23 protein-coding genes and 1 tRNA gene are annotated in these 25,937 nt (G+C 72.4%); 9 read left to right on the top strand and 15 right to left on the bottom strand.

What is annotated here, in order from left to right:
• Positions 1–24: 24 nt before the first annotated feature.
• The 4 genes from ACRWNP_RS19880 (at position 25) to mshC (ending at position 3,473) form a co-directional block, all read left to right on the top strand.
• Entirely contained in the window at positions 25–723 is a 699-nt protein-coding gene (locus ACRWNP_RS19880; RefSeq protein ID WP_431963157.1) for a histidine phosphatase family protein, read from the top strand.
• A gap of 58 nt (positions 724–781) precedes the next feature.
• Positions 782–1,378, top strand: coding sequence for a DUF3090 domain-containing protein (locus tag ACRWNP_RS19875; RefSeq protein ID WP_431963155.1), 597 nt, complete (start codon positions 782–784; stop codon positions 1,376–1,378).
• The gene (locus ACRWNP_RS19870) at positions 1,336–2,172 is read left to right on the top strand and encodes an SCO1664 family protein (RefSeq protein ID WP_431963153.1); all 837 of its coding nucleotides are present in this window, start codon (positions 1,336–1,338) and stop codon (positions 2,170–2,172) included. Before ACRWNP_RS19875 ends, ACRWNP_RS19870 begins: the two co-directional genes overlap by 43 nt.
• Before the next feature lie 71 nt (positions 2,173–2,243).
• Positions 2,244–3,473, top strand: coding sequence for a cysteine--1-D-myo-inosityl 2-amino-2-deoxy-alpha-D-glucopyranoside ligase (gene mshC / locus ACRWNP_RS19865; protein ID WP_431963151.1), 1,230 nt, complete (start codon positions 2,244–2,246; stop codon positions 3,471–3,473).
• A gap of 124 nt (positions 3,474–3,597) precedes the next feature.
• Here the strand turns inward: mshC and ACRWNP_RS19860 are convergent, their stop codons facing one another.
• The 11 genes from ACRWNP_RS19860 to ACRWNP_RS19810 all read right to left on the bottom strand — a co-directional run bounded on the left by ACRWNP_RS19860 (position 3,598) and on the right by ACRWNP_RS19810 (position 12,484).
• Positions 3,598–4,536, bottom strand: a complete 939-nt coding sequence (locus tag ACRWNP_RS19860; protein ID WP_431963149.1) for a PAC2 family protein — start codon at positions 4,534–4,536, stop codon at positions 3,598–3,600.
• Between the two features lie 150 nt (positions 4,537–4,686).
• Positions 4,687–5,727 (bottom strand): hypothetical protein, encoded by a 1,041-nt coding sequence (locus tag ACRWNP_RS19855; RefSeq protein ID WP_431963147.1) that lies wholly within the window; start codon positions 5,725–5,727, stop codon positions 4,687–4,689.
• Positions 5,728–5,824: 97 nt separating this feature from the next.
• Complete coding sequence (locus tag ACRWNP_RS19850) at positions 5,825–6,496, bottom strand: FadR/GntR family transcriptional regulator (protein ID WP_431963145.1); 672 nt, start codon at positions 6,494–6,496, stop codon at positions 5,825–5,827.
• Positions 6,497–6,666: 170 nt separating this feature from the next.
• A tRNA-Pro gene (locus ACRWNP_RS19845) sits at positions 6,667–6,740 on the bottom strand.
• A gap of 65 nt (positions 6,741–6,805) precedes the next feature.
• Complete coding sequence (locus tag ACRWNP_RS19840; RefSeq protein ID WP_431963143.1) at positions 6,806–7,567, bottom strand: ferredoxin reductase; 762 nt, start codon at positions 7,565–7,567, stop codon at positions 6,806–6,808.
• On the bottom strand, positions 7,560–8,183 hold the full coding sequence (locus ACRWNP_RS19835) for a sulfite oxidase-like oxidoreductase (RefSeq protein WP_431963141.1): 624 nt from the start codon (positions 8,181–8,183) through the stop codon (positions 7,560–7,562). Before ACRWNP_RS19835 ends, ACRWNP_RS19840 begins: the two co-directional genes overlap by 8 nt.
• Positions 8,180–9,499, bottom strand: a complete 1,320-nt coding sequence (locus ACRWNP_RS19830) for an amidohydrolase (protein ID WP_431963139.1) — start codon at positions 9,497–9,499, stop codon at positions 8,180–8,182. Before ACRWNP_RS19830 ends, ACRWNP_RS19835 begins: the two co-directional genes overlap by 4 nt.
• A complete protein-coding gene (locus ACRWNP_RS19825) occupies positions 9,496–10,263 on the bottom strand; it encodes a purine-nucleoside phosphorylase (RefSeq protein WP_431963137.1) in 768 nt (255 codons plus the stop codon). The genes ACRWNP_RS19830 and ACRWNP_RS19825 overlap by 4 nt, the downstream gene beginning before the upstream one ends.
• Positions 10,264–10,317: 54 nt before the next feature.
• Positions 10,318–11,193 carry a hypothetical protein gene (locus ACRWNP_RS19820; protein WP_431963135.1) on the bottom strand — a complete coding sequence of 292 codons (876 nt, stop codon included), beginning with the start codon at positions 11,191–11,193 and terminating at the stop codon, positions 10,318–10,320.
• Positions 11,190–12,101: an ABC transporter ATP-binding protein gene (locus ACRWNP_RS19815; protein ID WP_431963133.1), complete on the bottom strand. Its 912-nt coding sequence runs from the start codon at positions 12,099–12,101 to the stop codon at positions 11,190–11,192. Before ACRWNP_RS19815 ends, ACRWNP_RS19820 begins: the two co-directional genes overlap by 4 nt.
• Positions 12,098–12,484, bottom strand: a complete 387-nt coding sequence (locus ACRWNP_RS19810) for a GntR family transcriptional regulator (protein WP_431963131.1) — start codon at positions 12,482–12,484, stop codon at positions 12,098–12,100. Before ACRWNP_RS19810 ends, ACRWNP_RS19815 begins: the two co-directional genes overlap by 4 nt.
• Positions 12,485–12,620: 136 nt before the next feature.
• Between ACRWNP_RS19810 and ACRWNP_RS19805 the strand changes: the two genes are divergently transcribed.
• Both ACRWNP_RS19805 and ACRWNP_RS19800 read left to right on the top strand, forming a co-directional pair.
• A complete protein-coding gene (locus ACRWNP_RS19805; RefSeq protein WP_431963129.1) occupies positions 12,621–13,346 on the top strand; it encodes an ArsR/SmtB family transcription factor in 726 nt (241 codons plus the stop codon).
• A complete protein-coding gene (locus ACRWNP_RS19800) occupies positions 13,343–14,185 on the top strand; it encodes an isocitrate lyase/PEP mutase family protein (RefSeq protein ID WP_431963127.1) in 843 nt (280 codons plus the stop codon). The genes ACRWNP_RS19805 and ACRWNP_RS19800 overlap by 4 nt, the downstream gene beginning before the upstream one ends.
• A gap of 54 nt (positions 14,186–14,239) precedes the next feature.
• Here ACRWNP_RS19800 and ACRWNP_RS19795 read toward each other — a convergent pair whose 3' ends face one another.
• The 4 genes from ACRWNP_RS19795 to ACRWNP_RS19780 form a co-directional block, all read right to left on the bottom strand.
• Positions 14,240–15,850 carry an FAD-dependent oxidoreductase gene (locus tag ACRWNP_RS19795; protein ID WP_431963125.1) on the bottom strand — a complete coding sequence of 537 codons (1,611 nt, stop codon included), beginning with the start codon at positions 15,848–15,850 and terminating at the stop codon, positions 14,240–14,242.
• A 7-nt stretch (positions 15,851–15,857) separates the two neighbouring features.
• Entirely contained in the window at positions 15,858–17,384 is a 1,527-nt protein-coding gene (glpK, locus tag ACRWNP_RS19790) for a glycerol kinase GlpK (protein WP_431963123.1), read from the bottom strand.
• Positions 17,385–17,424: 40 nt separating this feature from the next.
• Positions 17,425–18,207 (bottom strand): MIP/aquaporin family protein, encoded by a 783-nt coding sequence (locus tag ACRWNP_RS19785; protein WP_431963121.1) that lies wholly within the window; start codon positions 18,205–18,207, stop codon positions 17,425–17,427.
• Positions 18,208–18,438: 231 nt separating this feature from the next.
• Complete coding sequence (locus tag ACRWNP_RS19780; protein ID WP_431963119.1) at positions 18,439–19,203, bottom strand: IclR family transcriptional regulator; 765 nt, start codon at positions 19,201–19,203, stop codon at positions 18,439–18,441.
• A 231-nt stretch (positions 19,204–19,434) separates the two neighbouring features.
• Here ACRWNP_RS19780 and metH point away from each other — a divergent pair, with 231 nt between their 5' ends.
• The 3 genes from metH (at position 19,435) to ACRWNP_RS19765 (ending at position 25,740) form a co-directional block, all read left to right on the top strand.
• Complete coding sequence (gene metH / locus ACRWNP_RS19775; RefSeq protein WP_431963117.1) at positions 19,435–22,941, top strand: methionine synthase; 3,507 nt, start codon at positions 19,435–19,437, stop codon at positions 22,939–22,941.
• Positions 22,942–23,058: 117 nt separating this feature from the next.
• The gene (locus ACRWNP_RS19770; protein ID WP_431963115.1) at positions 23,059–23,760 is read left to right on the top strand and encodes an HAD family hydrolase; all 702 of its coding nucleotides are present in this window, start codon (positions 23,059–23,061) and stop codon (positions 23,758–23,760) included.
• A 384-nt stretch (positions 23,761–24,144) separates the two neighbouring features.
• Entirely contained in the window at positions 24,145–25,740 is a 1,596-nt protein-coding gene (locus tag ACRWNP_RS19765; protein WP_431963113.1) for an ABC transporter substrate-binding protein, read from the top strand.
• Positions 25,741–25,937: the final 197 nt, after the last annotated feature.

The raw sequence follows: 25,937 nt of genomic DNA, 5'->3' as shown, positions 1-25,937 counted from the left end.
ACCCGGGGTCGTATGGTGGCGGTCATGCCCACCGTGATCCTGGTCCGGCACGGCCGGTCCACCGCCAACGCGGAGAAAGTGCTGGCCGGACGACTCCCCGGAGTCGCCCTCGACGAGACAGGGCGCGACCAGGCCGCGGCCCTGGCCGCCCGGTTGGCCGGACTGCCGCCGGCCGCCGTCGTCACCAGCCCGCTGCAGCGGTGCCGGGAGACGCTGCAGCCGCTCATGGACGCGCTTCCCGACGTGCCGCTCCACGTCGAGGAGCGGATCTCGGAGTGCGCCTACGGCGACTGGAGCGGCCGCAAGATCGCCGAGCTGGCCGACGAACCGCTGTGGGGCGTGGTGCAGCGCTACCCCTCGGCCGCCGTCTTCCCCGGCGAGGGGGGCGAGTCGGTGCGCGCCATGCAGGCCCGCGCGGTCGACGCGGTGCGCGAGTGGAACGCCCGTGTCGAGGAGACCCACGGACCCGACGCCCTCTACGTGATGTGCTCCCACGGCGACATCATCAAGTCCATCGTCGCCGACGCCCTCGGCATGCACCTTGACCTCTTCCAGCGCGTCGCCGTCGACCCCTGCTCGGTCACCGCGATCCGCTACACCCCGGAGCGGCCCTTCCTGCTCCGGCTCGGCGACACCGGCAGCCTGGAAAGCCTGCGCCCGAGGGAGCGGCCCACCGCGGCCCCGGGCGACGCGGAGGTCGGAGGCGGTGCGGGCGCACCGTGATCAGCTTCCGCAGTAGGGTGGACCGAACCGCGAAGACACCGAACTAACGGAGCAGGACGTGCCTCGTCAGGTGTTCCTCTACGACAAGCCCGAACGCTTCGTCGCCGGCACCGTGGGCCAACCGGGCCAACGCACCTTCTTCCTGCAGGCGAGCGCCGCCGGCCGGACGACCAGCGTCGCGCTGGAGAAGACCCAGGTCGAGGCACTCGCCGAGCGCATCGACGAACTGCTGGACGAGGTCGTGCGCCGCACCGGCGGCGCCGCCCCCGTGCCCGCCGTCGCCCCCACGGAACTGCTCGACAACAGGCCGCTCGAGGTCCCCGTGGAGGAGGAGTTCCGGGTCGGCACCATGGCCCTGGCCTGGGACGGCGCCGAGGAACGGATGATCCTGGAAGCCCAGGCGCTGGTCGAGATCGAGGCCGAGGACGAGGACGACCTCGAGGCGGCCGAGGAGATGCTCCTGCAGGACGACGAGAACGGCCCGCCGCTGCTGCGGGTGCGCCTGACCGGCGCCCAGGCCCGCTCCTTCGCCAAGCGCGCCCTCGACGTCGTCGCGGCCGGCCGCCCGCCCTGCCCGCTGTGCAGCCTGCCCCTGGATCCGGAAGGACACGTATGCCCGCGTCAGAACGGGTACCGGCGGTCGGCGACGGCCTGAACGGGGACATAGCCACCGAGCTGCTCGCGCGCGGCGAACTGACCGTGCGTGGGCGGCTGCGCGACGCCTCCAACGCGGTGCTCTACTGCACGGTCGAGCACGAGGGCGTGCGCGCCCACTGCGTGTACAAGCCGGTGGCCGGGGAGCGGCCGCTGTGGGACTTCCCCGACGGGACGCTCGCCCAGCGCGAAGTCGCCGCGTACCTGGTCTCCGAGGCCACCGGCTGGGGCCTTGTGCCGCCGACCGTGCTGCGTGACGGGCCGTACGGCGAGGGCATGGTGCAGCTGTGGATCGAGACCCAGCAGGAGGGCGGCGAAGGGCTGCTGGCCCTCGTGGAGGGTGACGAACCGGGCGACGGCTGGAAGGCCGTCGGCTTCGCCGAGGTGGGCGAGGGCCGCACCGCGCTGCTCGTGCACGCCGACGACACCCGGCTGCGCCGGCTGGCCGTCCTGGACGCCGTGATCAACAACGCCGATCGCAAGGGTGGCCACCTGCTGCCGGCCGCCGACGGGCAGCTCTACGCCATCGACCACGGCGTGACCTTCAACACGGAGAACAAACTGCGCACCCTCCTGTGGGGCTGGGCCGGCGAACCGCTCACCGAGGAGATCGCCGAGGTCCTCGGCAAGCTCTCCGTGGAGCTCGCCGACGGGGGCCTCGGCGCACGGCTGGCCGAGCTCATCACGCCCGCGGAGCTCGACGCCCTGCGGGCCCGCGTGGCCGCGCTGCTCGGCTCCGGACATCATCCCGAGCCCTCCGGGGAATGGCCCGCCATCCCCTGGCCGCCCATCTGAACCCCCGGGCCGGACGTCCCGTGCGGACCCACGGGTCGTTTGTGGATCAGGCGGGCGGTTAATCTCATGACATGCATGCCTGGCCCGCTTCCGACGTCCCTGCCCTCCCGGGCACCGGGCGCGACCTCCGTCTCCACGACACCGCGACCGGTGGCCCGGTAACCCTGAGCCCCGGTCCGGTCGCCCGCATCTACGTGTGCGGGATCACCCCCTACGACGCCACCCACATGGGTCACGCGGCCACCTACAACGCGTTCGACCTCGTGCAGCGCGTGTGGCTCGACACGAAGCGCCAGGTCCAGTACGTCCAGAACGTCACCGACGTCGACGATCCGCTGCTGGAGCGGGCCGACAAGACCGGCGAGGACTGGACGGCCCTCGCCGAGCGCGAGACGACCCTGTTCCGCGAGGACATGACGGCCCTGCGGATGCTGCCGCCCGCCCACTACATCGGCGCCGTCGAGGCCATCCCGGGGATCGTCCCGCTGGTCGAGCGGCTGCGCGGGGCCGGCGCGGCGTACGAACTGGACGGCGACATCTACTTCCACGTCGACTCCGACCCGCACTTCGGCAGCGTCTCCCACCTCGACGCGGCCGCCATGCGCGCCCTGTCGGCCGAGCGCGGCGGTGACCCGGACCGCCCCGGCAAGAAGAACCCCGTCGACCCGGTCCTGTGGCTCGCCGCCCGCGAGGGGGAGCCCAGCTGGGACGGCGGCAGCCTGGGTCAGGGCCGTCCCGGCTGGCACATCGAGTGCGTCGCCATCGCCCTGGACCACCTCGGCATGGGCTTCGACGTGCAGGGCGGCGGCTCCGACCTGGCCTTCCCGCACCACGAGATGGGCGCCTCGCACGCCCAGGTGCTCACCGGCGAGTTCCCCATGGCGAAGGCCTATGTGCACGCCGGCATGGTCGCGCTGCACGGCGAGAAGATGTCCAAGTCCAAGGGCAACCTCGTCTTCGTCTCCCAGTTGCGCCGTGACGGGGTGGACGCGGCGGCCATACGGCTCAGCCTGCTGGCCCACCACTACCGCGAGGACTGGGAGTGGACCGACGCCGTGCTCGCCGACGCGGTGGAGCGGCTGGCCCGCTGGCGGGCCGCCGTCTCACGGCCGGACGGCCCGCCCGCCGAGGCGCTGCTGGAGGAGATCCGCGAGGCGCTCGCCGACGACCTGGACGCCCCCGCCGCGCTCGCGGCCGTGGACCGCTGGGCCGTCCGGCAGGAAACCGAGGGCGGCACGGACACCGGCGCCCCCGGCCTGGTCTCCCGCGCGGTGGACGCCCTGCTCGGCGTCGCGCTCTGACGCTCCCGAGCGACGGCCCGGCCGCCGCCCCCGCGCGGGGACGGCGGCCGGGCCGTTTTCCGGTGTTCCAGGTGCCTCGGGTTCTTCAGGTGCTTCGGGTTCTCCCGGGGCGGCACCGCGCGGGTCATTCCCCGTCGGAGCCGTCCTCCTTCTCGTCCCGGTCGTCCTTGGGCTTCTGCGACATGTCCCGCAGGTAGGGACCCGCGTCGGACTCGCCCGCCTGCGGGTCACGGCGCCGCAGGTAGCGCTCGAACTCGCGGGCGATGGCCTCCCCCGAGGCCTCCGGCAGCTCCGCCGTGTCGCGGGCCTCCTCCAGCGTCTGGACGTACTCGGCGACCTCGCTGTCCTCGGCGGCGAGCTGGTCCACGCCGACCTGCCAGGCACGCGCGTCCTCCGGCAGCTCGCCGAGCGGGATGCGCAGGTCCAGCAGGTCCTCCAGACGATTGAGCAGCGCCAGCGTCGCCTTCGGGTTCGGCGGCTGCGACACGTAGTGCGGCACGGCCGCCCACAGGCTGACCGCCGGGATGCCGGCGTGGGTGCAGGCCTCCTGGAGGATGCCGACGATGCCGGTGGGGCCCTCGTAGCGGGACTCCTCCAGGCTGAGCGCGGTCGCCAGGTCCGGGTCGGAGGTGACGGCCGTGACGGGCACCGGACGGGTGTGCGGGGTGTCGCCCAGGAGGGCGCCCATCACCACCACCATCTCGATGCCGAGCTCATGGGCGAAGCCCAGGATCTCGTTGCAGAACGAGCGCCAGCGCATGCTGGGCTCGATGCCCCGTACGAGGACGAGGTCGCGTGGCTTGGGGGTCTCGATGCGGATGACGGACAGCCGCGTGGTGGGCCAGGTGATCCGCCGTGTGCTGCCGTCCATCCAGACCGTGGGGCGGTTGACCTGGAAGTCGTAGTAGTCCTCGGCGTCCAGCGCGGCGAACACCTCGCCCTTGAACTCCCGGTCCAGATGCCCGACCGCGGCGGAGGCGGCGTCCCCGGCGTCGTTCCAGCCCTCGAACGCGGCCACCATGACCGGGTCGATCAGCTCGGGAACCCCCTCGAGCTCGATCACCCAGCGCCTCCTTCCGGCCGGTAGGGGGAGGGTGCCACCCCCGCCGGCTGCCGTTCCTTCGCGTGCGGCACCAGCCTACGGCTTCGTGAGGCAGGTGCCGCCGCCTTCGTAGGGGGATGATCCCCACAGTCATCGGACGTACGCGTCCGGTCAGCCACCGCTCCAGGCCGAGCGGTACGCGGCCCAGTCCGCCGGCGTCGCGGCGAAGTCGACGTACAGGGCGAGACCGAAGCGTTCACGGGTGGGCGCCTTTCGGGCCAGGCCGAGCCGGGCGCCGCGCACGGCGGCCGTGACGGTCTCCGCCCAGGCGTGGCGGCCCAGGTTGTTCGTGTGGTAGCCGGGCAGGCCGACGAGCAGGTCCGTGCCGGACGGTGTCACCTCCAGGGCGAGCGCGGTCTGCTGGGCCACGTAGCCGCCGTAGAGGCCCTCCAGAGGGAGGGCGGTGTCGTAGGTCATCATCGCGACCTGGTCGACGCGCCTGGCCACCTCCCCGAAGTACCGCTGCGACCACCACTTGGGGTGGTTGAACAGGGTGCCGCTCACCGAGTGCAGGGAGGGCAGCGGGTCGATCTGGTGGGTCGCGACCGACAGCGGAACGCCGCGGGCGGCGGTGAGCGGGTGCACCGAGTCCAGCAGCGCGAGGAAACCGCGGTCGCCGGAGTACATCGGCTCCAGGTCCAGGTGGACGCCGTCGAAACCGGCCGCCAGGACCTGGGCGGCGCTGTCCCGCACCCGGGCGCGGGTCGACGGGTCGTCCAGGTGCAGGCCCTTCGAACCGTCGTGCGAGAGGACCTGGCCGAGCCACGCCTGGACGCGCACCCCCGGCAGCTCGGCGTGCATCCGGCGGATCATGTCCCGTGCTCGCGGGTAGAGGCCGGCGTCGAGGCGGCCGTCGAACTCCAGGGGCCCGGTGTGCACGTACAGGTCCCGGGTGCCGCTGCCGCGCAACTCCCGGGCCAGCGCTTCGAGGTCGGCCCCGTCGCGTTCCCCGTCGACCCAGGCGTGCCCGAGCCACACCGCGTTCCGGTCACGGTTCGCGCCCGCGCCGGAGGGGTCGCCGGTGTACTCCAGGCGCAGGGCGACCCCCGCGACGAGCGCCGGGAGCAGGACGACGAGGACGGCCGGCAGCGCGCCACGGCGCAGCGTACGGGCCGAGGGGCGGCGCAGGCGCAGCCTGAGGCGTGGATTCATCCGATCCCTCTTTTCGATCACTCTTACGAAGGACCGGACGCATCCCGGCACCGGGCGGTTCACCCGCCGGCGGGATGCGGCGGGGAACAGCCGGGTCTCAGAGCGTGGACCGAAGCCACTGCTCCACGCTCGCGATGTGCACCGTCGCCCAGGACCGCGCGGCCTCCGCGTCCCGGTCCCGCAGGGCCGCCAGGATCGCGCGGTGCTCGTGCAGGGTGCGGCTGACCGCGTCCTCCTGGGTCAGCCCACGCCAGATCCGGGCCCGCGTGGTCGGCCCGGACAGCCCGTCCAGCAGCGAGCACAGCACCGAGTTTCCCGAGGCCTGGACGATGCCGCGGTGGAACTCCAGGTCGCACGCGACCAGTTCCTCCACCGACGGCTGCGTCCCCAGGGCCTCCAGTTGCCCGGTCAGCGCCTCCAGCTGGGACTCTCCGATGCGCGCGGCCGCCATCGCCGTGGCCGCGGGCTCCAGGATGCGGCGCACGGCGAGGAACTCCAGGACGGTGTCGTCGCGGTGGAAGTCCACCACGAAGCTCAGCGCCTCCAGCAGCAGCTGCGGGTCCAGGCTGGTGACGTACGTGCCGTCGCCCTGCCGTACGTCCAGGATCCTGATCAGGGACAGCGCGCGGACCGCCTCGCGCAGGGAATTGCGCGACAGCCCGAGCTCCGCGGCGAGTTCGCTCTCCTTGGGGAGCCGGTCGCCGGGGCGCAGCGCGCCGGAGACGATCATCCCCTTGATCTTCTCGATCGCCTCGTCGGTGACCGCCATCAGCCCTCGCCTCCCCGGACATCCGATGTATCGGGCCATTATGCCCGCACCACCGGGAGCCCGGAGCCCTCTCGGGGAGTCTGATCACCGCCCCGCGCCACCCCGCCCCGCGGAACGCCGAAGGCCGTGCCCGCTGTCGCGGACACGGCCTTCGGCCTGTGAAATCACCGTCGGGACGACAGGATTTGAACCTGCGACCCCTTGACCCCCAGTCAAGTGCGCTACCAAGCTGCGCCACGTCCCGGTGACGTACCCCGGGGCGCCGCCCCGGAAGATCACGTACAGAGGAGGATACCCGAACCTCGCTGATCAGCCGAATCGCTCGATGCGGATCCGGTCGAGCGGCTGCCCGCCGTCCGCCAGCAGACGCGACGCGTGCTCGGCGAAACCGTTGCCGCCGCACACGTACGCCTCCCAGCCGCCGGGCGGCGGATCCGCGAGGTACGGGGCCAGGTGGGCGGCGGTGAGGCGGCCCTCGGCGCGGGTGAGCAGCACGGTCGTCTCCGGCCCGTACTCGGCGGCGTAGATCAGGTCCTCGCGGGTGCGGGCCGAGACGATCAGCCGCAGCGGCACGTCCAGGCCGCGCAGCCGGCGGTGGCGCACCATCGACATCAGGGGGACGACCCCCGATCCGGCACCCAGCAGCAGCGCCGGGTGGTCCCCGGTCCAGGCGAAGAAGCCGCTGTGCGGGCCGCGGACCTCGACGGTGTCGCCCGGCCGGGCGACGGTATGCAGGTGCCCGGAGACCTCGCCGCCGGCCACGTGGTCGAGGGTCAGCTCGATGTGGCCGGAGTCGTCCGGGGCGGAGGCGACCGAGTAGTTGCGCTGCGCCGTGTAGCCGTCGGGGGCGGTGAGGCGCAGCGTCAGGTACTGGCCGGGCAGATGGCCCGCCCAGCCGGGCACCGCGAGGCGGAAGGTGGACGCACGCGGCGTCTCGCGGCGGATCTCCGCGATCACCGCGCGCCGCCAGACCGAGGAAGCGGCCTCGGGGACGGCGATCCGGCCGGGCACGGCGAACCGGGCCGGCGGGACGAACGCCGGTACGGGAGCGGGGGTGATGAGGTCAGTCATGGGCGTAGCGCTGCTCCTGCCAGGGGTCGCCCCGGTGGTGGTAGCCGTTCTGCTCCCAGAAGCCCGACTCGTCGTGGTCGAGCAGGCGCAGGCCCGCGATCCACTTGGTGCTCTTCCAGAAATACAGGTGCGGGACGATCAGCCGGGCCGGGCCGCCGTGCTCGGGGGCGAGCGGCGCGCCGTCGTACTCCCAGACGATCCAGGCGCGGCCTCCGGTGACGTCCGTGAGCGGCAGGTCGGCGGCGTAGCCGGTGTGCGACCAGGCCACGACGTGGGTGGCGGCTCGGGAGGGGCGCACGGCATCCAGGAAGGCGTCGACCGACACCCCGCCGAAGCGCACGCCGAACTTGGACCAGCCGGTCACGCAGTGGATGTCGCCCCGGTACTCCGAGCCCGGCAGGGCGTGCGCCTGCTCCCAGTCCCAGGTGCGCGGGCGGTCCACCAGCCCGTCCACCCGCAGCGTCCAGTCCTCGGCCGCGATCGCCGGCGTGACCTCGGCGGAGAGGACCGGCCATGTGTCGCGGGCGTCGTACTGGCCGGGCGGCAGCCGCGGGTCGCGGTCGGCGGCGCGGCCGCGCCCGGTGAAGCCCCGGGTGGGTTCGACGGCGGAGCTCATGCGGGGTGCTCCCGCTCCAGCTTCTCCAGCTCGCGCAGCGCGGCGGCTTCGTCGAGGGTGAGCAGCACCCGGTCGCGCATGAGGATCCGGCCGTCGACGACCGTGTCCCGTACGTCCGCGGCCGCGGCCGCGTACGCCAGCATCGACCAGGGGTCGTGGCGCGGCGCGAGGTGCGGGCCGCCGAGGTCCAGTACGGCCAGGTCGGCCCGCTTGCCCGGCTCCAGGGAGCCGAGGTGGTCGCCCAGCCCCAGCGCGCGGGCGGCCTCGATCGTCGCCATCCGCACCGCCTGCTCCGCGCCGACGGCGGTCGGGTCGCCGCCGGCCTTGTGCACCAGCGCGGCCGCCCGCACCGCGCCCAGGACGTCGAGGGTGTTGGAACTCACCACACCGTCGGTGCCGAGGCCGACGGTGACGCCCGCGGCCAGCAGCTCCGGGACGCGGGCGATGCCGCAGCCCAGCTTCAGGTTGGAGACCGGGCAGTGCGCCACGGACGTGCCGGTCCTGGCCAGGGCGGCTATCTCGCCGTCGGTCAGGTCCACGGCGTGCGCCAGCAACACGTCGGGCCCGAGGACACCGAGGGAGTCCAGCAGCTCGACCGGCCGCTTGCCGTGCGCCTGGACCACCATCGCCACCTCGGCGGCGTTCTCCGCCGCGTGGACGTGCAGCAGCGCGCCGTGCTCACGGGCGAGCGCGGAGATCGCGACGAGCTGCTCGGGGCCGAGGGTGTAGGCGCTGTGCGCGAAGACCACCGGGCGGGTGCCCGGCGCCCGGCCGGTCCACGCGGCCAGGCCGGCCGCTGCCCAGGCCATGCGGTCGCCGTAGGGGCGGCCGTCCGGCGGCCCGGGCACGTCCATGAAGGTCGGGCCGGCCAGCAGCCGCCAGCCCGCCGCCCGCGCCGCCTCATCGGCGGCCTCGTGGAACCAGTACATGTCCAGGCCCGTGGTGACCCCGGCCCGTACGCTCTCCGCCACGGCCACCCGCACGCCCGCGGCCACGGCCCGCGGCGACAGCAGTTCGGCCTCGCGGGGGATCACCCGGGCCAGGAACTCCTGCAGGCCGACGTCGTCGGCGCAGCCCCGCAGCAGGGTCATCGCCAGGTGGGTGTGGGTGTTGATCAGCCCGGGGAGCACCAGGCACCCCGAGGCGTCGATCTCCTCCGCGGCGCGGTACGTCGCGCGTACCTCCGCGGCGGGGCCCACGACGAGGATCTCGCCGTCCCGTACGGCGATCGCGCCGCCGGGGACGACGGTGCCCGCCGCGTCGACGGTCAGCACATCGCCGCCGTGCACCAGCAGATCGGCGTCCTGAGCGCTCACTTCTCGTCGCTTCCGTACTCGGTGGCCAGCAGATGCAAGGCGTCCAACGTTACCCGGCCGCCGCGGGCGACTCCCTCGGCGACCACCGCCCGGTGCGGGTCGTAGCCGCCGGTGGCCTCCACGTCGACCAGGTCGTCGGCGTTGGCGCCGTCGACGACGAGGGCGCCGCCGGCCACCAGCCCGCGCGTCGAGGCCAGCACCAGGAGCGCCGACAGCTCCATCTCGATGGCGGCGATCCCGGCCGCCGCGTACGCCGCGCCGGGCAGTGGCAGGAAGCCCGGCTGGAACGCCGCCCGCGTCCACACCACGCCCCGGTGGTGCGGCGCCCCCGCCGCCCGCGCAGCCCGCTGCAGCGCCAGCACCGCCTCCGGCGCCGCGTACGCCGGGTACTCCGGCGGCAGCAGCAGCTGCGTCACCCCGTCGTCCCGCACGGCGGCCTCGGCGATCACCAGGTCGCCGTCGCCTATCCCGGCGCGGATGGCGCCGGCCGTGCCGAGCCGCAGGATCGTGCCGACGCCCGCCTCCGCGAGCTCCTGGAACAGGCACATCGCGCCCGGCCCGCCGACCCCGTGCGAGGACACCACGACCGGGGTGCCCTTCCAGGTGCCGGTGAAGGTGCGGTACTCGCGGTGGTGCGCGACCTCCCGCGGGCCGGTGAGCAGGGAGGCGACCTCCGCCGCGCGCACCGGGTCGCCCACGACGACCGCGTGCGGTGGCAGACCGGTGCGCGGGATGCGGGAGATGGGCAGCTGATCCGTGGTCATCGGGCCTCCGGGCCGGGCGGGACGATGCTGTGCGGATCACCCTATGGCCCCGTCTCAGGCGGTCCGACGGCGGAGCAGCGCGAAGCATGCCCAGCAGGCGAGAGCGGCCAGGGCCAGCACGATGCCGGTCTCGACGAGCTGCAACGGCCAGTAGTGGGAGGCGGGATGGACCAGCGCCACGGGATCGCCGAAGCCCGCGCCGTCCGCGGGCTTGGCCACGCGTTCCGCCGACCAGTCCGCGGCACCGACGTGCGAGAGCCCGGTTTCGACCTTCGGCCACAGCGCAGAGCGGTAGAACCCCGCCGTGACGAGCACCGAAGAGGTGGCGAAGAAGGCCAGTCCCAGTCCGCTCAGCGCGCGCCGCGTCAGCATGCCGGCCAGCGCGCCCAGGGCCAGGGCCAGCAGCACGTGGGCGACCAGGGCCAGGCCGGTGGACAGGAAGATGTCGTTCTCGTACCACCCGGGGCGATCCTCCGGGTGGCCCGTGCTCCACACCCACCGGAAGAGCAGCGTCAGGCCGGCCGTGCCGACGGTCAGCAGCAGGGCCGGTACGGCGAGCTTGGCGGCGAGCCAGCGGGCGGGAGTGACCGACTGGGCCCACGCGAGCGCGGCGGTGCCCCGCTCCAGTTCCCGGCCGACGAGGGCGCCCCCGGCGAACACCGCGACCGCGAGCGGAAGGAGCGTCATCGCGCGGCCCTGCAGCTGGAGGGGGACATAGGCGTCGAAGGGCTCCGGGTCGATGCAGCGCGGAACGCAGGCGGGGTCGTACCGCTCGTCGCCCGCGGTCAGCCACAGGGCGCGCAGGAGCCAGGCCGTCCCGGCCGCGACGAAGGCGATCCACAGCCACAGGGCCGTACGGTGCAGGCGCACCACCGACCAGGTCAGGCCGTGCAGGACGGACGGGCGCGGGGTGGGGGCGACGGCGGTCATACGACGGCCTCCGGGCGGGTTGCGGGCGTGGCGTCGGTGGTGAGCAGGGCGGGTGCCCCGGGGTTGCGCAGATGGGCGAGGACCAGTTCCTCGAGGGTGGGCTCCTCCACCAGCCAGTCGCCGCACCCCTCCAGCGCTCCGACGGGGCGGACCAGCGCGGTGTGCCCGCGCCCGTTGGCGTGCCCCTCGACGACCGTGTGAGGGGCGAAGTCCGAGCCGGTGCCGGTGATGCGGCGGTGCGCGGCCAGCAGGTCGTCGGTGTCGCCGGCCAGCCGGACCCGGCCCTCGCCGAGGAGCAGCAGGTGGTCGCAGACGCCGTCCAGTTCGGCGACGACGTGCGAGGAGATCACGATGGTCGTACCGCGCTCGGCCGCCGTGGCCATGAGGGCGCCGGTCAGCTCGTGACGGGAGAGCGGGTCGAGGTCGGCCATCGGCTCGTCCAGGAGCAGCAGTTCGGCCCGCTTGCCCAGGGCCAGGGCGAGCGCCACGCGGGTGCGCTGGCCGCCGGAAAGGGCGCGGACCCGTGCACCGGGCGCCAAGCCGCTGCCGTAGGCGACGCGTTCGGCGGCCTCCCGGTCCCAGTGGCCGGGGTTGAGTTCGGCGCCGAGCCGCAGTGTCGCCGCCACGGTGAGCTGCGGGTGGAGCGGCTTGTCCTGGGCGACGTAGGCTAGCCGCGCTCGGGCCGCGCCGGGCGTCGTGCCGCACACGCGCAGTTCCCCCTCGCTGGGGCGCAGCAGCCCCGCGGCGAGCGCGAGCAGTGTCGACTTGCCCGCGCCGTTGGGCCCGACGAGCGCGCAGATGCGCCCGGCCGGCAGCCGGAAGGAACAGTCCCGCAGGACGGGGTCCCGGCCCCACGCGTAGCGCATGCCGAGCCCGGCCGCCTCGACGGCGGCCGCTTCCTGATTCATCTCTCTCCCTCGGAGAATTCCTGGTCCAGTACGGAGTGGAACAGCGCGGCCGCGTCCTCGCGGTCGAGGCCCGCGACGCGCGCCCGGCGCATCCAGTCGGTGAGCTCTCCCGCGAGAGGGGAGCCGGCCGGGTCGGCGCCCAGCGACTTCTGCACGAAGGTCCCGAGGCCGCGCCGCGCCTCCACCAGCCCCTCGCGCTCCAGTTCGCGGTACGCCTTGAGGACGGTGTTGGGGTTGACGGCGGTCGCCTCGACGACCTCGCGGGCCGTCGGCAGCCGGTCGCCGGGTTCCAGCAGCCCCAGCCGCAGGGCCTGTTTGGTCTGCTGGACGATCTGGAGGTATGTGGCGACACCGCTGCGGCGGTCGATGCGGAACTCGACCATGCGCGAAACACCCTTTCACTAAGCAAGTGGTGAAAGGGTGGGGCCTCGACTGACGTCCTGTCAAGCCGCGGTCCGCGGCGGCACCGGCCGTGACGCTTCGGCGTGCGCCGAAACGTTCAGGGGGCAGGCTGAGGGCATGGAGAGAGACGACCACGCGGGAAGCGCCCTCGCCGCCCTCGCGGCGCTGCTCGCCGACGAGACGCGGGCGGCGATGTGCCTGGCGCTGCTCGACGGCCGGGCCTGGACCGCGGGGGAGCTGGCCCGGTACGCGGGAGTGGCGGCCTCGACCGCCAGCGAGCACCTCGGCCGGCTCGTCGCGGGCGGCCTGCTCGCCGAGGAACGCCAGGGCCGCCACCGTTACGTACGCCTCGCGGACGCCCGTACCGCGCAGCTCGTCGAGGACCTCGCCGCACACGCCGGGCCGCCGCCCACCGGGCCGCGCACCCTCGGGCAGGCGGGCGCCCGCAGCGCCATGGCCCGCGCCCGGACCTGCTACGACCACCTCGCGGGACGCCTGGGCATCCTCGTCACGGACGCCATGACCGACCGCGGACTGCTGGCACAGAGCACCGGCTTCGCCCTCACCGACGAGGGCGTGGAGTGGTTCGCCGGGCTCGGCGTCGACCTGGCCGCCGCCCGCACGGGCCGCCGTCCCCTCGCCCGGCCGTGCCTGGACTGGACGGAACGCCGCCCGCACCTGGCGGGCGTCGCCGGGGCCGCGCTGTGCGGACACGCCCTCGCGTCCGGCTGGTGCGCGCGCATCGGCAGCGGCCGGGCCCTGAAGCTCACCGCACAGGGCCGTGCGGCCCTCCACACCCACCTGGGCATCGCGCCCGACGCCCTGGAGGCACCCACCGCATGAACCGCTTCGAGGCCTTTCGCGCCCTGCACCGGGCCGGGCGCCCCCTGTTCCTGCCCAATGCCTGGGACCGCGCCTCCGCGGCCGCCCTGGCCGCCCGGGGCTTTCCGGCGATCGGCACCACCAGCCTGGGTGTCGCCGCCGCGGCGGGCCTGCCGGACGCGGCCGGTGCCACCCGCGAGACGACCCTGTGGCTGGCCCGCGACCTGGCCGCGCTGCCCGTCCTGGTCAGCGTCGACATCGAGGGGGGCTTCGGCGCCACGCCCGAGGACGTCGCCGAACTCGCCACCGACCTCGAACGGCTGGGTGTCGCCGGGGTCAACATCGAGGACGGCCGCCCCGGGGGAGCGGGTCTGACCGACGCCGCGCTGCAGTGCGAGCTGATCAGCGCGATGAAGCGCACCGCCCCGGGGCTCTTCGTCAACGCCCGCACCGACACCTACTGGCTCGGCACCGCCGAGGACAACCGGGCGGCGGACCGGGCGGAGGAGACCCGCCGCCGTGCCGCCGCCTACCTCGCCGCGGGCGCCGACGGGATCTTCGTGCCGGGCCTCGCGGACGCGAGCGCCACAGCCGCGCTCGCGGCCGGCCTCGACGCCCCGCTCAACGTCCTGCTGCCGCCGGACGGCCCGGGGCTCTCCCGCCTCGCCGCACTCGGGGTGAGCCGGGTCAGCACCGGTTCGCTGCTCTTCCGCGCCGCGCTCCACGCCGCCCTGGACACCGCCGGGCGCGCCCTGCGCGGCACACCGCTCCCGGCCGGCCTGCCCTCGTACGCCGACGCCCAGCGCCTCGCGGCCGCCTACGCCCCCGGGGAAACACGGCGGCCCGGGCGTCCGGGGTGAGCGGGGAGGCCGGTTGCGCTCACGCCGGGGCGCCCGGGCCCACGGGTCGGGGTGTCAGTCGCGCCGGCCCGCCAGCAGCGACTCGACCCGCTCCCGGACGTCCAAGGTGTCCAGGCCGCGCACCGTCAAGGTGGTGCGGCGACGCAGCACGTCGTCCGCCGTCTGCGCCCACTCGTGGTCGCGGGCGTACACGACCTGGGCCCAGATCTCCGGGCCGTCCGGGTGGATCCGCTCACCGAGCGCCGGGTCCTCGTTGACCAGCCGGGCGATGTCGAAGGACAGCGCGCCGTAGTGGGTGGCGAGATGACGGGCCGTCAGCGGGTCGAGGCGCCGGCCCGGCTCGCGGTCCACCAGCAGCCGGTGGGCGACCGCGTTGGGGTTGGCGACGCCGGGCAGCGGGACCCGCCTGGGCAGGTGGTCCAGCGGCTCCATGTCCTCGTTCAGCGGGCCGCCGGGCAGCTTGGCGAGCTTGGCCATGACCGTGCGCCCGATGTGCCGGTACGTCGTCCACTTGCCGCCCGCGACCGACAGCATGCCGCCGCTGCCCTCGGTGACGACGGTCTCGCGCCTGGCCTTCTCCACGCCGCCGGGGCCGCCGGGCAGCACCCGCAGGCCCGCGAAGGCGTAGGTGATCAGGTCGCGGGACAGGTGCTCGTCCCGCACCGAGTGGGCGGCCTCGTCCAGGATCTGGGCTATGTCGGCCTCGGTGGCCCGCACGTCGGCCGGGTCGCCGGTGTACTCCTCGTCGGTGGTGCCCAGCAGCAGCTGGTCCTCCCACGGCAGGGCGAAGGTGATGCGGTACTTGTCGATCGGGGTCGCCATGGCCGCCCGCCACGGGGCCTTGCGCTTGAGGACGATGTGGGCGCCCTTGGACAGCCGGATGCTGGGGGCGGCGCCCTTGTCCTCCATCCGCCGCAGATGGTCGACCCACGGGCCGGTGGCGTTGAGCACCAGCCGCGCGTCGACGCCGAACTCGGCGCCGTCCAGCCGGTCCTTGAGCTCGGCTCCGGTGACCCGGCCGTGAGTGAAGCGCAGACCGGTGACCTCGGCGTGGTTGAGGACGACGGCGCCCGCCTCGACGGCGGCGCGGACCGTCATGACCGCCATCCGCGAGTCGTTCATCTGGTGGTCGTAGTAGACGGCGACGGCCTTGAGGTTCTCCGTGCGCAGGGCGGGGTTGGCCGCCGCCGCCCTGGCCGGGGAGATGATCCGGCCGACCCCGTCGCCGAAGGCCGACAGCGCCGAGTAGGCGAAGACGCCCGCCCCGAGCTTGGCGGCGCCGACCGGGCCGCCCCGGTAGACCGGCAGGTGGAAGGTGAGCGGGTTGACCAGGTGCGGAGCCACGTCCCTGGCCAGGACCCGCCGTTCCATGTGGTTCTCCGCCACCAGCTTGACCGCGCCGGTCTGCAGGTAGCGCAGACCGCCGTGGACGAGCTTGGAGGAGGCGGAGCTGGTGGCGCCGGCGAAGTCGCCGGCGTCCACCATCGCGACCCGCAGCCCCGACTGCGCGGCGTGCCATGCCACGGAGGTGCCCAGGATGCCGCCGCCGATGACCAGCAGGTCGTAGGTGGCGCGGCTCAGCAGTTCCCTGGTCTGCGCGCGGCCCGGGTTGCGGCCGGCGGTCGGATGCGTCCCGAGAGCCGGGACGTGCTGCGGGGTGCTCATGATCGGTTCACTTCTCCTCTTCGATCCAGCCCATGGTCCGCTCGACGGCCTTCAGCCAGTCCTTGTACTCGCGGTCGCGGACCTCGGCGTCCATGCGGGGGGTCCATTCGGCGGCACGGCGCCAGTTGGCGCGCAGCTCGTCGGTGTCCTGCCAGAAGCCCACCGCGAGGCCGGCCGCGTAGGCGGCGCCCAGGCAGGTGGTCTCGGCGACCAGCGGGCGCACGACCGGGGCGTCCAGGAAGTCGGCGAGGGTCTGCATCAGCAGGTTGTTCGCGGTCATGCCGCCGTCGACCTTGAGCGCGGTGAGCTCCACGCCCGAGTCCTTGGTCATGGCGTCGACGATCTCCCGGGTCTGCCAGGCGGTCGCCTCCAGCACGGCGCGGGCGATGTGGGCCTTGGTGACGTACCGGGTGAGGCCGGCGATCACACCGCGGGCGTCGGAGCGCCAGTACGGGGCGAACAGGCCGGAGAAGGCGGGCACGAAGTACGCGCCGCCGTTGTCCTCCACCGACAGGGCGAGGGTCTCGATCTCGGCCGCGGTCTTGATCAGGCCCATCTGGTCGCGCATCCACTGCACCAGCGAACCGGTGACCGCGATCGAGCCCTCCAGGGCGTACACCGGCTTCTGGTCGCCGATGCGGTAGCCGACGGTGGTGATCAGGCCGTTGTAGCTGTTGATCGGCTTCTCGCCGGTGTTCATCAGCAGGAAGGTGCCGGTGCCGTAGGTGGACTTGGCCTCGCCCTCGGAGAAGCAGGTCTGGCCGAACAGGGCCGCCTGCTGGTCGCCGAGCGCGGAGGCGACCGGCACTCCGGCCAGGGCCCCGGAGGCGGCGGTGCCGTACACCTCGGCGGAGGAGCGGATCTCCGGCAGCACCGCGGCGGGGACGCCGATCGACTCCAGGATCTTCTGGTCCCAGTCCAGGGTGTGCAGGTTCATCAGCAGCGTGCGGGAGGCGTTGGTCACGTCGGTGACGTGGTGCCCGCCCTCGGCACCGCCGGTGAGGTTCCAGATCACCCAGCTGTCCATGGTGCCGAAGAGGATCTCGCCGGCCTCGGCGCGCTCGCGCAGGCCCTCGACGTTGTCGAGCAGCCAGCGGATCTTCGGTCCGGCGAAGTACGAGGCCAGCGGCAGGCCGGTCTCCCGGCGGAAACGGTCCTGCCCGACGTTGCGGCCGAGCTCCTTGCACAGGGCGTCGGTACGGGTGTCCTGCCAGACCAGGGCGTTGTGCACCGGCTCGCCGGTGTTCTTGTCCCACAGGACGGTGGTCTCGCGCTGGTTGGTGATGCCGATCGCCTTGACGTCGGCGGAGGTGATGCCGGCCTTGCTGACCGCCTCCTCGATGACCTCCTGCACGTTGGTCCAGATCTCGGCCGCGTCGTGCTCGACCCACCCCGGCTTGGGGAAGATCTGCTCGTGCTCCTTCTGGCCGACCGAGACGATCCGGCCGTCCTTGTCGAAGATGATGCAGCGCGAGGACGTGGTGCCCTGGTCGATGGCCGCGATGAACGGGCCTGTGGTGTGGGCGTCGGTCACGGTGTGCTCCTCAGGTCCTTGGGGTGTCGGGGGCTGCTTCTCAGAATGCGATCTTGTAGAGACCGGCCGCGAGGGCCGAACCGACGATCGGGCCGACGACGGGTATCCAGGCGTAGCGCCAGTCGGAGCCGCCCTTGTTCGGCAGCGGCAGCAAGGCGTGCACGATGCGCGGACCGAGGTCGCGTGCGGGGTTGATGGCGTAGCCGGTCGGCCCGCCCAGCGAGAGGCCGATGCCGACGACGACCAGTGCGACCATCAGGGTGCCGGTACCGGAGACCGCGAGACCCTTGGTGAGGCCGAGGGTCAGGATGAAGAGCACCAGGACGAAGGTGCCGATGATCTCCGTGGCGAGGTTCTGCGCCACGTTGCGGATCTCGGGGCCGGTGGAGAATACGCCCAGCACCGGGCCGGGGCCCGTGGTCTGCTTCTCGGCCGCCGCGGTGGCCTGCGCCCCGGGGCCGCCGGTGATCTCGGCGTCGGTCAGGTGGGCCTGGAACTGGCCGTAGTAGGTGATCCACACCAAGGTGGCGCCGATCATCGCGCCGAGCATCTGGCCGGCCAGGTAGACCGGGACCTTGCTCCACTCGCCGCTGTCGATCGCGAGACCGATCGTGACGGCGGGGTTCAGGTGGGCGCCGGAGAGGGAACCGGAGATGTAGGCGCCGGCCAGGACCGCGAAGCCCCAACCGAAGGTGATGGCCACCCAGCCGGCGTTACGGGCCTTGGAGCTCTTGAGGGTGACAGCCGCGCAGACGCCGCCGCCGAGGAGGATCAGAACAGCGGTACCGATGGTCTCGCCGATGAAGATGTGGTCGCTGGACATGCGACTCCTTTGTCCTTCGTCCAGGGGAAGGCGGACCCCGGTCCCGTTCCGGAGTCCGTGGGCCTGTCACCAGGCCCTTCGGCGGTCCCACGGTTACGTACACCTTACCGAATTCGTCGGCTGGTGTTCGACAATGTCGACCGTCGAACGAGAGTGTTCTCCTGCGCAACCACGCGCGTCAAGGGTTCGTCAGGTTGCGGAACGGTCTCCGAGCCGAGTCCGGGCCAGGCGTCAGAAGCGGCCGGCGCCCAGGTCTCGGGAGACCGCCCTGGCGCAGTCCCGAACCGCCGCGACCAGTTGCGGCCGGATGTCGCCGTCCGCGCAGACCCGTTCGACCGCGCCGGTGACGGCCACCGCCCCCACGGTCATCCGGTGCCGGTCGTGGACGGGGGCGGCGATGGAGGCCACGCCGTCCCAGGTCTCCTCCAGGTCGGAGCTCCAGCCGCGGGCGCGTGTGAGGTCCAGCACACCCTCGAAGGCCGCGTCCTCGGTGACGGTGCGCGCGGTCAGCGGCTCGCGCTTCATCTCGACCGCCTCGCTGTGCGCGACCGGGTCGTAGGCCGACAGCACCTTGCCCAGCGCGCTGCTGTGGAGCGGGTGCATGGCGCCGACCTCCAGCACCTGCCGGCTGTCGTCGGGGCGGAAGACGTGGTGGACGATGAGCACCCCCTGCTGGTGCAGCACGCCCAGGTAGACGGCCTCGCCACTGGAGCGGGCCAGGTCGTCGGTCCACACCAGGGCGCGGGCCCGCAGCTCGTGCACGTCCAGGTAGCTGTTGCCCAGCCGCAGCAGCTCCGCCCCCAGCTGGTAGCGGCCGGAGACCGGGTCCTGCTCGACGAAGCCCTCCTGCTGCAGCGTGCGCAGGATGCCGTGCGCGGTGCCCTTCGCCAGGCCCAGGGACGAGGCCACGTCCGACAGGCCGAGCCTGCGCTCGCCGCCGGCCAGCAGGCGCAGGATCGCGGCCGCCCTGGCGAGCGACTGGATGGGACCTGGCATGAACAACCCCTCCGTTAGGAACGACCACGCTCCGATACAACTGATTCGACAATGCTGAACGATGTCAGACGATGCCGACCGTCATCATCCCAGAGAAGAGTGTGGCACCGCCGTCCGCCCCTCGGAATGCCCCGCGGCGGAATCCGGGGTCTTGGCTACGCTGGCCTGGTGTGTACCAGCAGGACCGGCACACACCAAGCCGACAGCCGTCGCACTCCAGGGAGCACACCCATGGCCCAGTCGTCCCTTCCGTCCACGAGCAGTGCCCGAGCCGCAGCACTGCGAGAGGCCCTGGCGACCCGGGTGGTCGTCGCAGACGGGGCGATGGGCACGATGCTCCAGGCGCAGAATCCCACCCTGGACGACTTCCAGGGACACGAGGGCTGCAACGAGGTCCTCAACCTCTCCCGCCCCGACATCGTCGCCTCCGTGCACCGCGAGTACTTCGCCGTCGGCGTGGACTGCGTGGAGACCAACACCTTCGGCGCCAACTTCTCCGCCCTCGGCGAGTACGACATCGCCGACCGCATCCTCGAGCTGTCCGAGTCCGGCGCCGGCATCGCCCGCGAGGTCGCCGACGAGTTCACCGCCCGCGACGGCCGCACGCGCTGGGTCCTGGGTTCCATGGGCCCCGGTACCAAGCTGCCCACCCTCGGCCACATCGGCTACGGCGCGCTGCGCGACGCGTACGAGCAGAACGCCACCGGGCTCCTCACCGGCGGCGCCGACGCGCTGGTCGTGGAGACCACCCAGGACCTGCTGCAGACCAAGGCCGCGGTCATCGGCGCCCGCCGGGCCCTGGAAGCGGCCGGTCTCGACGCGCCCCTGATCTGCTCGGTCACCGTGGAGACCACCGGCACCATGCTGCTGGGCTCCGAGATCGGCGCCGCCCTCACCGCGCTGGAACCGCTGGGCATCGACATGATCGGCCTCAACTGCGCCACCGGCCCCGCCGAGATGAGCGAACACCTGCGCTACCTGGCCCGGCACGCCGGCATCCAGCTCTCGTGCATGCCCAACGCGGGCCTTCCCGTCCTCGGCAAGGACGGTGCGCACTACCCGCTGACCCCCGGCGAACTCGCCGACGCCCAGGAGGCCTTCGTCCGCGAGTACGGGCTGTCCCTGGTCGGCGGCTGCTGCGGCACCACCCCCGAGCACCTGCGCCAGGTCGTCGAGCGCGTCCGCGGCCAGGAGGTCACCGCCAGGACGCCGCGCCCCGAACCGGGCGCCTCCTCGCTCTACCAGACCGTCCCCTTCCGCCAGGACACCTCGTACCTCGCCATCGGCGAGCGCACCAACGCCAACGGCTCCAAGAAGTTCCGCGAGGCGATGCTGGACGGCCGCTGGGACGACTGCGTGGAGATGGCCCGCGAGCAGATCCGCGAGGGCGCCCACCTGCTCGACCTGTGCGTCGACTACGTCGGCCGCGACGGCGTCGCCGACATGAACGAGATCGCCGGACGCCTGGCCACCGCCTCCACCCTGCCGATCGTGCTCGACTCCACCGAGCCCGAGGTGCTCCGCGCCGGCCTGGAGAAGCTCGGTGGCCGCGCCGTGATCAACTCCGTCAACTACGAGGACGGCGACGGCCCCGACTCCCGCTTCGCCCGCACCACCCGCCTCGCGGCGGAGCACGGCGCCGCACTGATCGCCCTCACCATCGACGAGGAGGGCCAGGCCCGCACCCCCGAGGCCAAGGTGGCCGTGGCCGAGCGGCTCATCGCGGACCTGACCGGCAACTGGGGCGTCGCCGAGACCGACATCATCGTCGACTGCCTGACCTTCACCATCGCCACCGGGCAGGAGGAGTCCCGCAAGGACGGCCTCGCCACCATCGAGGCGATCCGCGAGCTCAAGCGCCGACATCCGGACGTGCAGACCACGCTCGGCCTGTCCAACATCTCCTTCGGCCTCAACCCGGCCGCCCGCATGGTGCTCAACTCGGTCTTCCTCCACGAGTGCGTCGAGGCCGGCCTGGACTCGGCGATCGTGCACGCCTCCAAGATCCTGCCGATCGCCCGCATCCCCGAGGAGCAGCGCGCGGTCGCCCTCGACCTCGTGTACGACCGGCGCCGCGAGGGATACGACCCGCTGCAGCGCTTCCTGGAGCTCTTCGAAGGCGTCGACACCAAGTCCGTCAGGGCGAGCCGCGCCGAGGAACTGGCCGCGCTGCCGCTGGAGGAGCGCCTGCGGCGGCGCATCATCGACGGCGAGAAGAACGGCCTGGAGGCGGACCTGGACGAGGCCCTGAAGGCCCGTCGCGCCCTCGACATCGTCAACGACACCCTCCTGGAGGGCATGAAGGTCGTCGGCGAGCTGTTCGGCTCGGGCCAGATGCAGCTGCCGTTCGTCCTGCAGTCGGCCGAGGTGATGAAGTCCGCCGTCGCCCACCTCGAACCGCACATGGAGAAGTCCGACGCCTCCGGCAAGGGCACCATCGTGCTGGCCACCGTCCGCGGCGACGTCCACGACATCGGCAAGAACCTCGTGGACATCATCCTGTCCAACAACGGCTACAACGTCGTCAACCTCGGCATCAAGCAGCCCGTCTCGGCGATCCTGGACGCCGCGCACGAGCACGCGGCGGACGTCATCGGCATGTCCGGCCTGCTGGTGAAGTCCACGGTGATCATGAAGGAGAACCTGGAGGAGCTGAACCAGCGCGGCCTCGCCGCCCGCTACCCGGTTATTCTCGGCGGCGCCGCGCTCACCCGGGCCTACGTCGAGCAGGACCTCCACGAGCTCTACGAGGGCGAGGTCCGCTACGCCCGCGACGCCTTCGAGGGACTGCGCCTGATGGACGCCCTCATCGCCGTCAAGCGCGGCGTGCCCGGCGCCACGCTCCCCGAGCTGAAGCAGCGCCGAGTGGCCGCCCGTCAGAGCGTCGTGCCCGAGCCCGAGGAGAACCGGGGCCAGATCCGCTCCGACGTCGCCGTCGACAACCCGGTGCCCACGCCGCCGTTCTGGGGCTCCCGCGTCGTCAAGGGCATCCCGCTCAAGGACTACGCGTCCTGGCTGGACGAGGGCGCCCTCTTCAAGGGCCAGTGGGGACTGAGGCAGTCCAGGACCGGCGGCCCCACGTACGAGGAACTGGTGGAGGCAGAGGGCCGTCCGCGGCTGCGCGGGCTGCTGGACCGCCTGCAGAGCGAGGGGCTGCTGGAGGCCGCCGTCGTCCAGGGCTACTTCCCCTGCGTCTCCAAGGGCGACGATCTGATCATCCTCCACGAGGACGGCACCGAGCGGACCCGCTTCACCTTCCCGCGCCAGCGCCGCGGCCGCCGGCTGTGCCTGGCGGACTTCTTCCGCCCCGAGGAGTCCGGTGAGACCGACGTGGTCGGCCTGCAGGTCGTCACCGTCGGCAACCGGATCTCCGAGGCGGCCAACGAGCTCTTCGCCGCCGACGCCTACCGCGACTACCTCGAGCTGCACGGCCTGTCCGTCCAACTCGCCGAGGCCCTGGCCGAGTACTGGCACGCCCGGGTCCGCGCCGAGCTCGGCTTCGCCGGGGAGGACCCGGCCGCCATGGAGGACATGTTCGCCCTGAAGTACCGGGGCGCCCGCTTCTCGCTGGGCTACGGCGCCTGCCCCGACCTGGAGGACCGCGCCAAGATCGCGGAGCTGCTGGAGCCCGGGCGGATCGGGGTCCTGCTCTCGGAGGAGTTCCAGCTCCATCCGGAGCAGTCCACCGACGCGATCGTCGTCCATCACCCGGAGGCCAAGTACTTCAACGCGCGGTAGTCGGACATACGTCGTACACTGGACGGTCCGATACGGCACCTGGCCGGTCGCACGCCCCACCACCCGGGCGCGAGGCGACCGGCCTTTGTGCCCCCTGGACGCAGAGGAGTGGGGCGCATGACGAGCGGTATTCCCGCTACCGAGATCCGGCCGGCCCGGGGGGCAGGCCTGCAGGCCGTGCTCCTGGACATGGACGGCACGCTGGTCGACACCGAGGGCTTCTGGTGGAACGCGGAGGTCGAGGTCTTCGCCGAGCTCGGCCACGTCCTGGACGACACCCACCGCGAAGTCGTCGTCGGCGGCCCCATGACCCGCAGCCTGGGCCACCTCATCTCGGTCACCGGGACGGACGCCACGCTCGCCGAGCTGTCCACGCTGATCAACCTGCGATTCGTCGAGCTCATCGGCCGCGGTGTGCCGCTGATGCCGGGCGCCCAGCGGCTGCTCACCGAACTGGCCGCGCACGGGGTGCCCACCGCCCTGGTCTCCGCCTCCCACCGGCGCATCATCGACGCCGTCATGCTCTCCCTCGGCTCCCACCACTTCGCCTTCTCCCTTGGCGGGGACGAGATCGAGCGGACCAAGCCACACCCCGACCCCTACCTGACGGCCGCCGCGCGGCTCGGCGCGGACCCGGCACGGTGCGTGGTCGTGGAGGACACCCCCACCGGTGTCGCGGCCGCCGAGGCGGCCGGCTGCCGGGTGGTGGCCGTACCGTCCATCGCCGCCATCGCGCCGGCCCCGGGACGGACCGTGGTGGCCTCCCTGGAGCGGGTCGACGTGCCTTTTCTGAGCTCTCTGATTACAGCCGTTCACTGAGCGTCGTCGTGAATTGAGGCGGAAACTCTGGGCGCTTGCCCGGCTATTTTCCGTGACGATTCGGAGCGCCGAATTGTTTACCGGCCAGTACCGCGGGACGTGATACTTTTCACATCCGCCGGTGTCGACAGCGCGCGCAGGGCGTGCCTCAGCCCGTCAAAACGCGGTGCGGTCAGGTGGTTGTGTCCGGATTGGGGAGCCCCGGGCTGTTCGTTCCGCTGTCCGGATATCGGTACGGCACTCCCTGTTATGCGCCTGTGACGCGGGCTCAACTTCTCCGTGTTCGGGGGCGGTCCAGCCGAATGCCGGTCCCCGGCAATTACGGGTATCGTCGCCCCGCTCAACACTGCACGGCCGAGGGCCGGAAGAGGGAGAACAACGAGGATGAATCGCAAGCTACTGGTGCTGCCGGCCCTGCTGGGTCTCGCCGCGCCCGTACTCGCCGGGTGCGGTGACTCGACCGGCGGTGGCGGTGGCGGTGACGCGGTCGTCATCGGCACCACGGACCTCATCGAGGTGTCCGCGGACCAGCCTTCCCCCCTTGACCCGGCCACGGCCTACGACGGCGGCACGTACAGCTTCTTCAACAACACCTTCCAGATGCTGCTCGGTTACTCGCGCAGCTCCACCACCCCCGAGCCCGACGCCGCCAAGTCCTGCGGGTTCTCCGACACCAAGTCGGAGACGTACCGCTGCACGCTGCGCGACGGCCTGAAGTTCGCCAACGGCCACGAGCTCACCTCCGAGGACGTCAAGTTCTCGGTCGACCGCGTGCTGAAGATCAACAGCGACATCGGCCCGGCGAGCCTCCTGGTGGGCATCGACAGTGTCGAAGCCCCGGACCCGAAGACCGTCGTCTTCCACCTCAAGGCCTCCGACGCCACCTTCCCCTCCAAGCTGGCGACCCCGGCCGCGGCCATCGTCGACAGCGAGGTCTACAGCGCCACCGAGCCGCTCAAGGGCCTGAAGATGGAGGGCTCCGGCCCGTACAAGCTGGACTCGTGGGAGGACGGGAAGGCGGTCCTCAGCGCCAACCCGAACTACAAGGGCCTGATCGGCAAGCGTGCCAACGACAAGGTCGAGGTCCGCTTCTACCCCGCGGCCCCCGAGATGCTGAAGGCGCTCAAGGCCGGCGAGGTCGACCTGGTGAACCGCACGCTCACGGCGGACCAGATCAACGAGCTCGAGCAGGGAACGGTCCAGGACGTCAAGCTGACCGAGACCCAGGGTGCCTCGGTCCGCTTCATGTTCTTCAACGTCGACGACCCGTCGGTGAAGCCCGAGGCCGTCCGTGAGGCCATCGCCCGCGTCATCGACCGCGACAGTCTCACCCGCGACGTGACCGGCCGCACCGCTTCCCCGCTGTTCGGCGCCGTCCCGACCGGCATCACCGGCCACGCCAACTCGTACTTCAACGCCTATGGCGAGCCCGACCGCGACAAGGCCGCCCAGGTCCTGTCCTCCGCCGGCATCAGCACCCCGGTCAAGTTCACTTGGACCTACCCGACCGAGCACCCCTCCACCCCGGACAAGGAGGAGGCGGAGCTGCTGAAGAAGCAGCTCGAGGCCACCGGGCTGTTCAAGCTGGACCTTCAGCCGATCACCTGGAAGAAGTTCCTGAAGGGCGCCGCCAAGGGCCAGTTCGCCGCCTACTCGCTCAGCTGGCTCCCCGACTTCCCGGACGCCGAGACCTACATCGCGCCGTTCTTCGCGGACGACGGATTCCTCGACCTCAACTACAAGGGGTCTGCCATCAAGAACCAGCTCCTGCCGGCCACCCGCCAGTCCGCGAACCGCAGCAAGACGGACAAGGACTTCGGGCAGATGCAGGAGATCCTGTCGCGTGAGCTCCCGATGATCCCGCTGTACCAGGACAAGCAGTTCGTCGCCAGCCGCGACGGCATCACGGGAGCCGAATGGTTCCTCAATTCCTCTTCAACCGCTCAGTTCTGGGAGATTGGCCGCGGTGTGACAGGATGAGCCGCCGGCCGGCCGAACCCGGGACATCACCCCGGGGCCCGGCCAGCCCGGCCCGCCCGTACGACGAAGCTGTGAGGGAAGTCTCGTGAGGAACCGAGTCCAGCGACTGGCGCTCCCGCTCTCCGCGACCGTGACGGCGGTCGTGGTCGCCGGCTGCGGTACGGGAGGGACCGACGGCGAATCCACCGGAGAGCCCA

The organism is Actinacidiphila sp. bgisy160 (assembly GCF_965342435.1).
In the GTDB taxonomy this organism is placed as follows: domain Bacteria; phylum Actinomycetota; class Actinomycetes; order Streptomycetales; family Streptomycetaceae; genus Actinacidiphila.
This window is presented reverse-complemented; position numbering and strand designations above follow the sequence as displayed.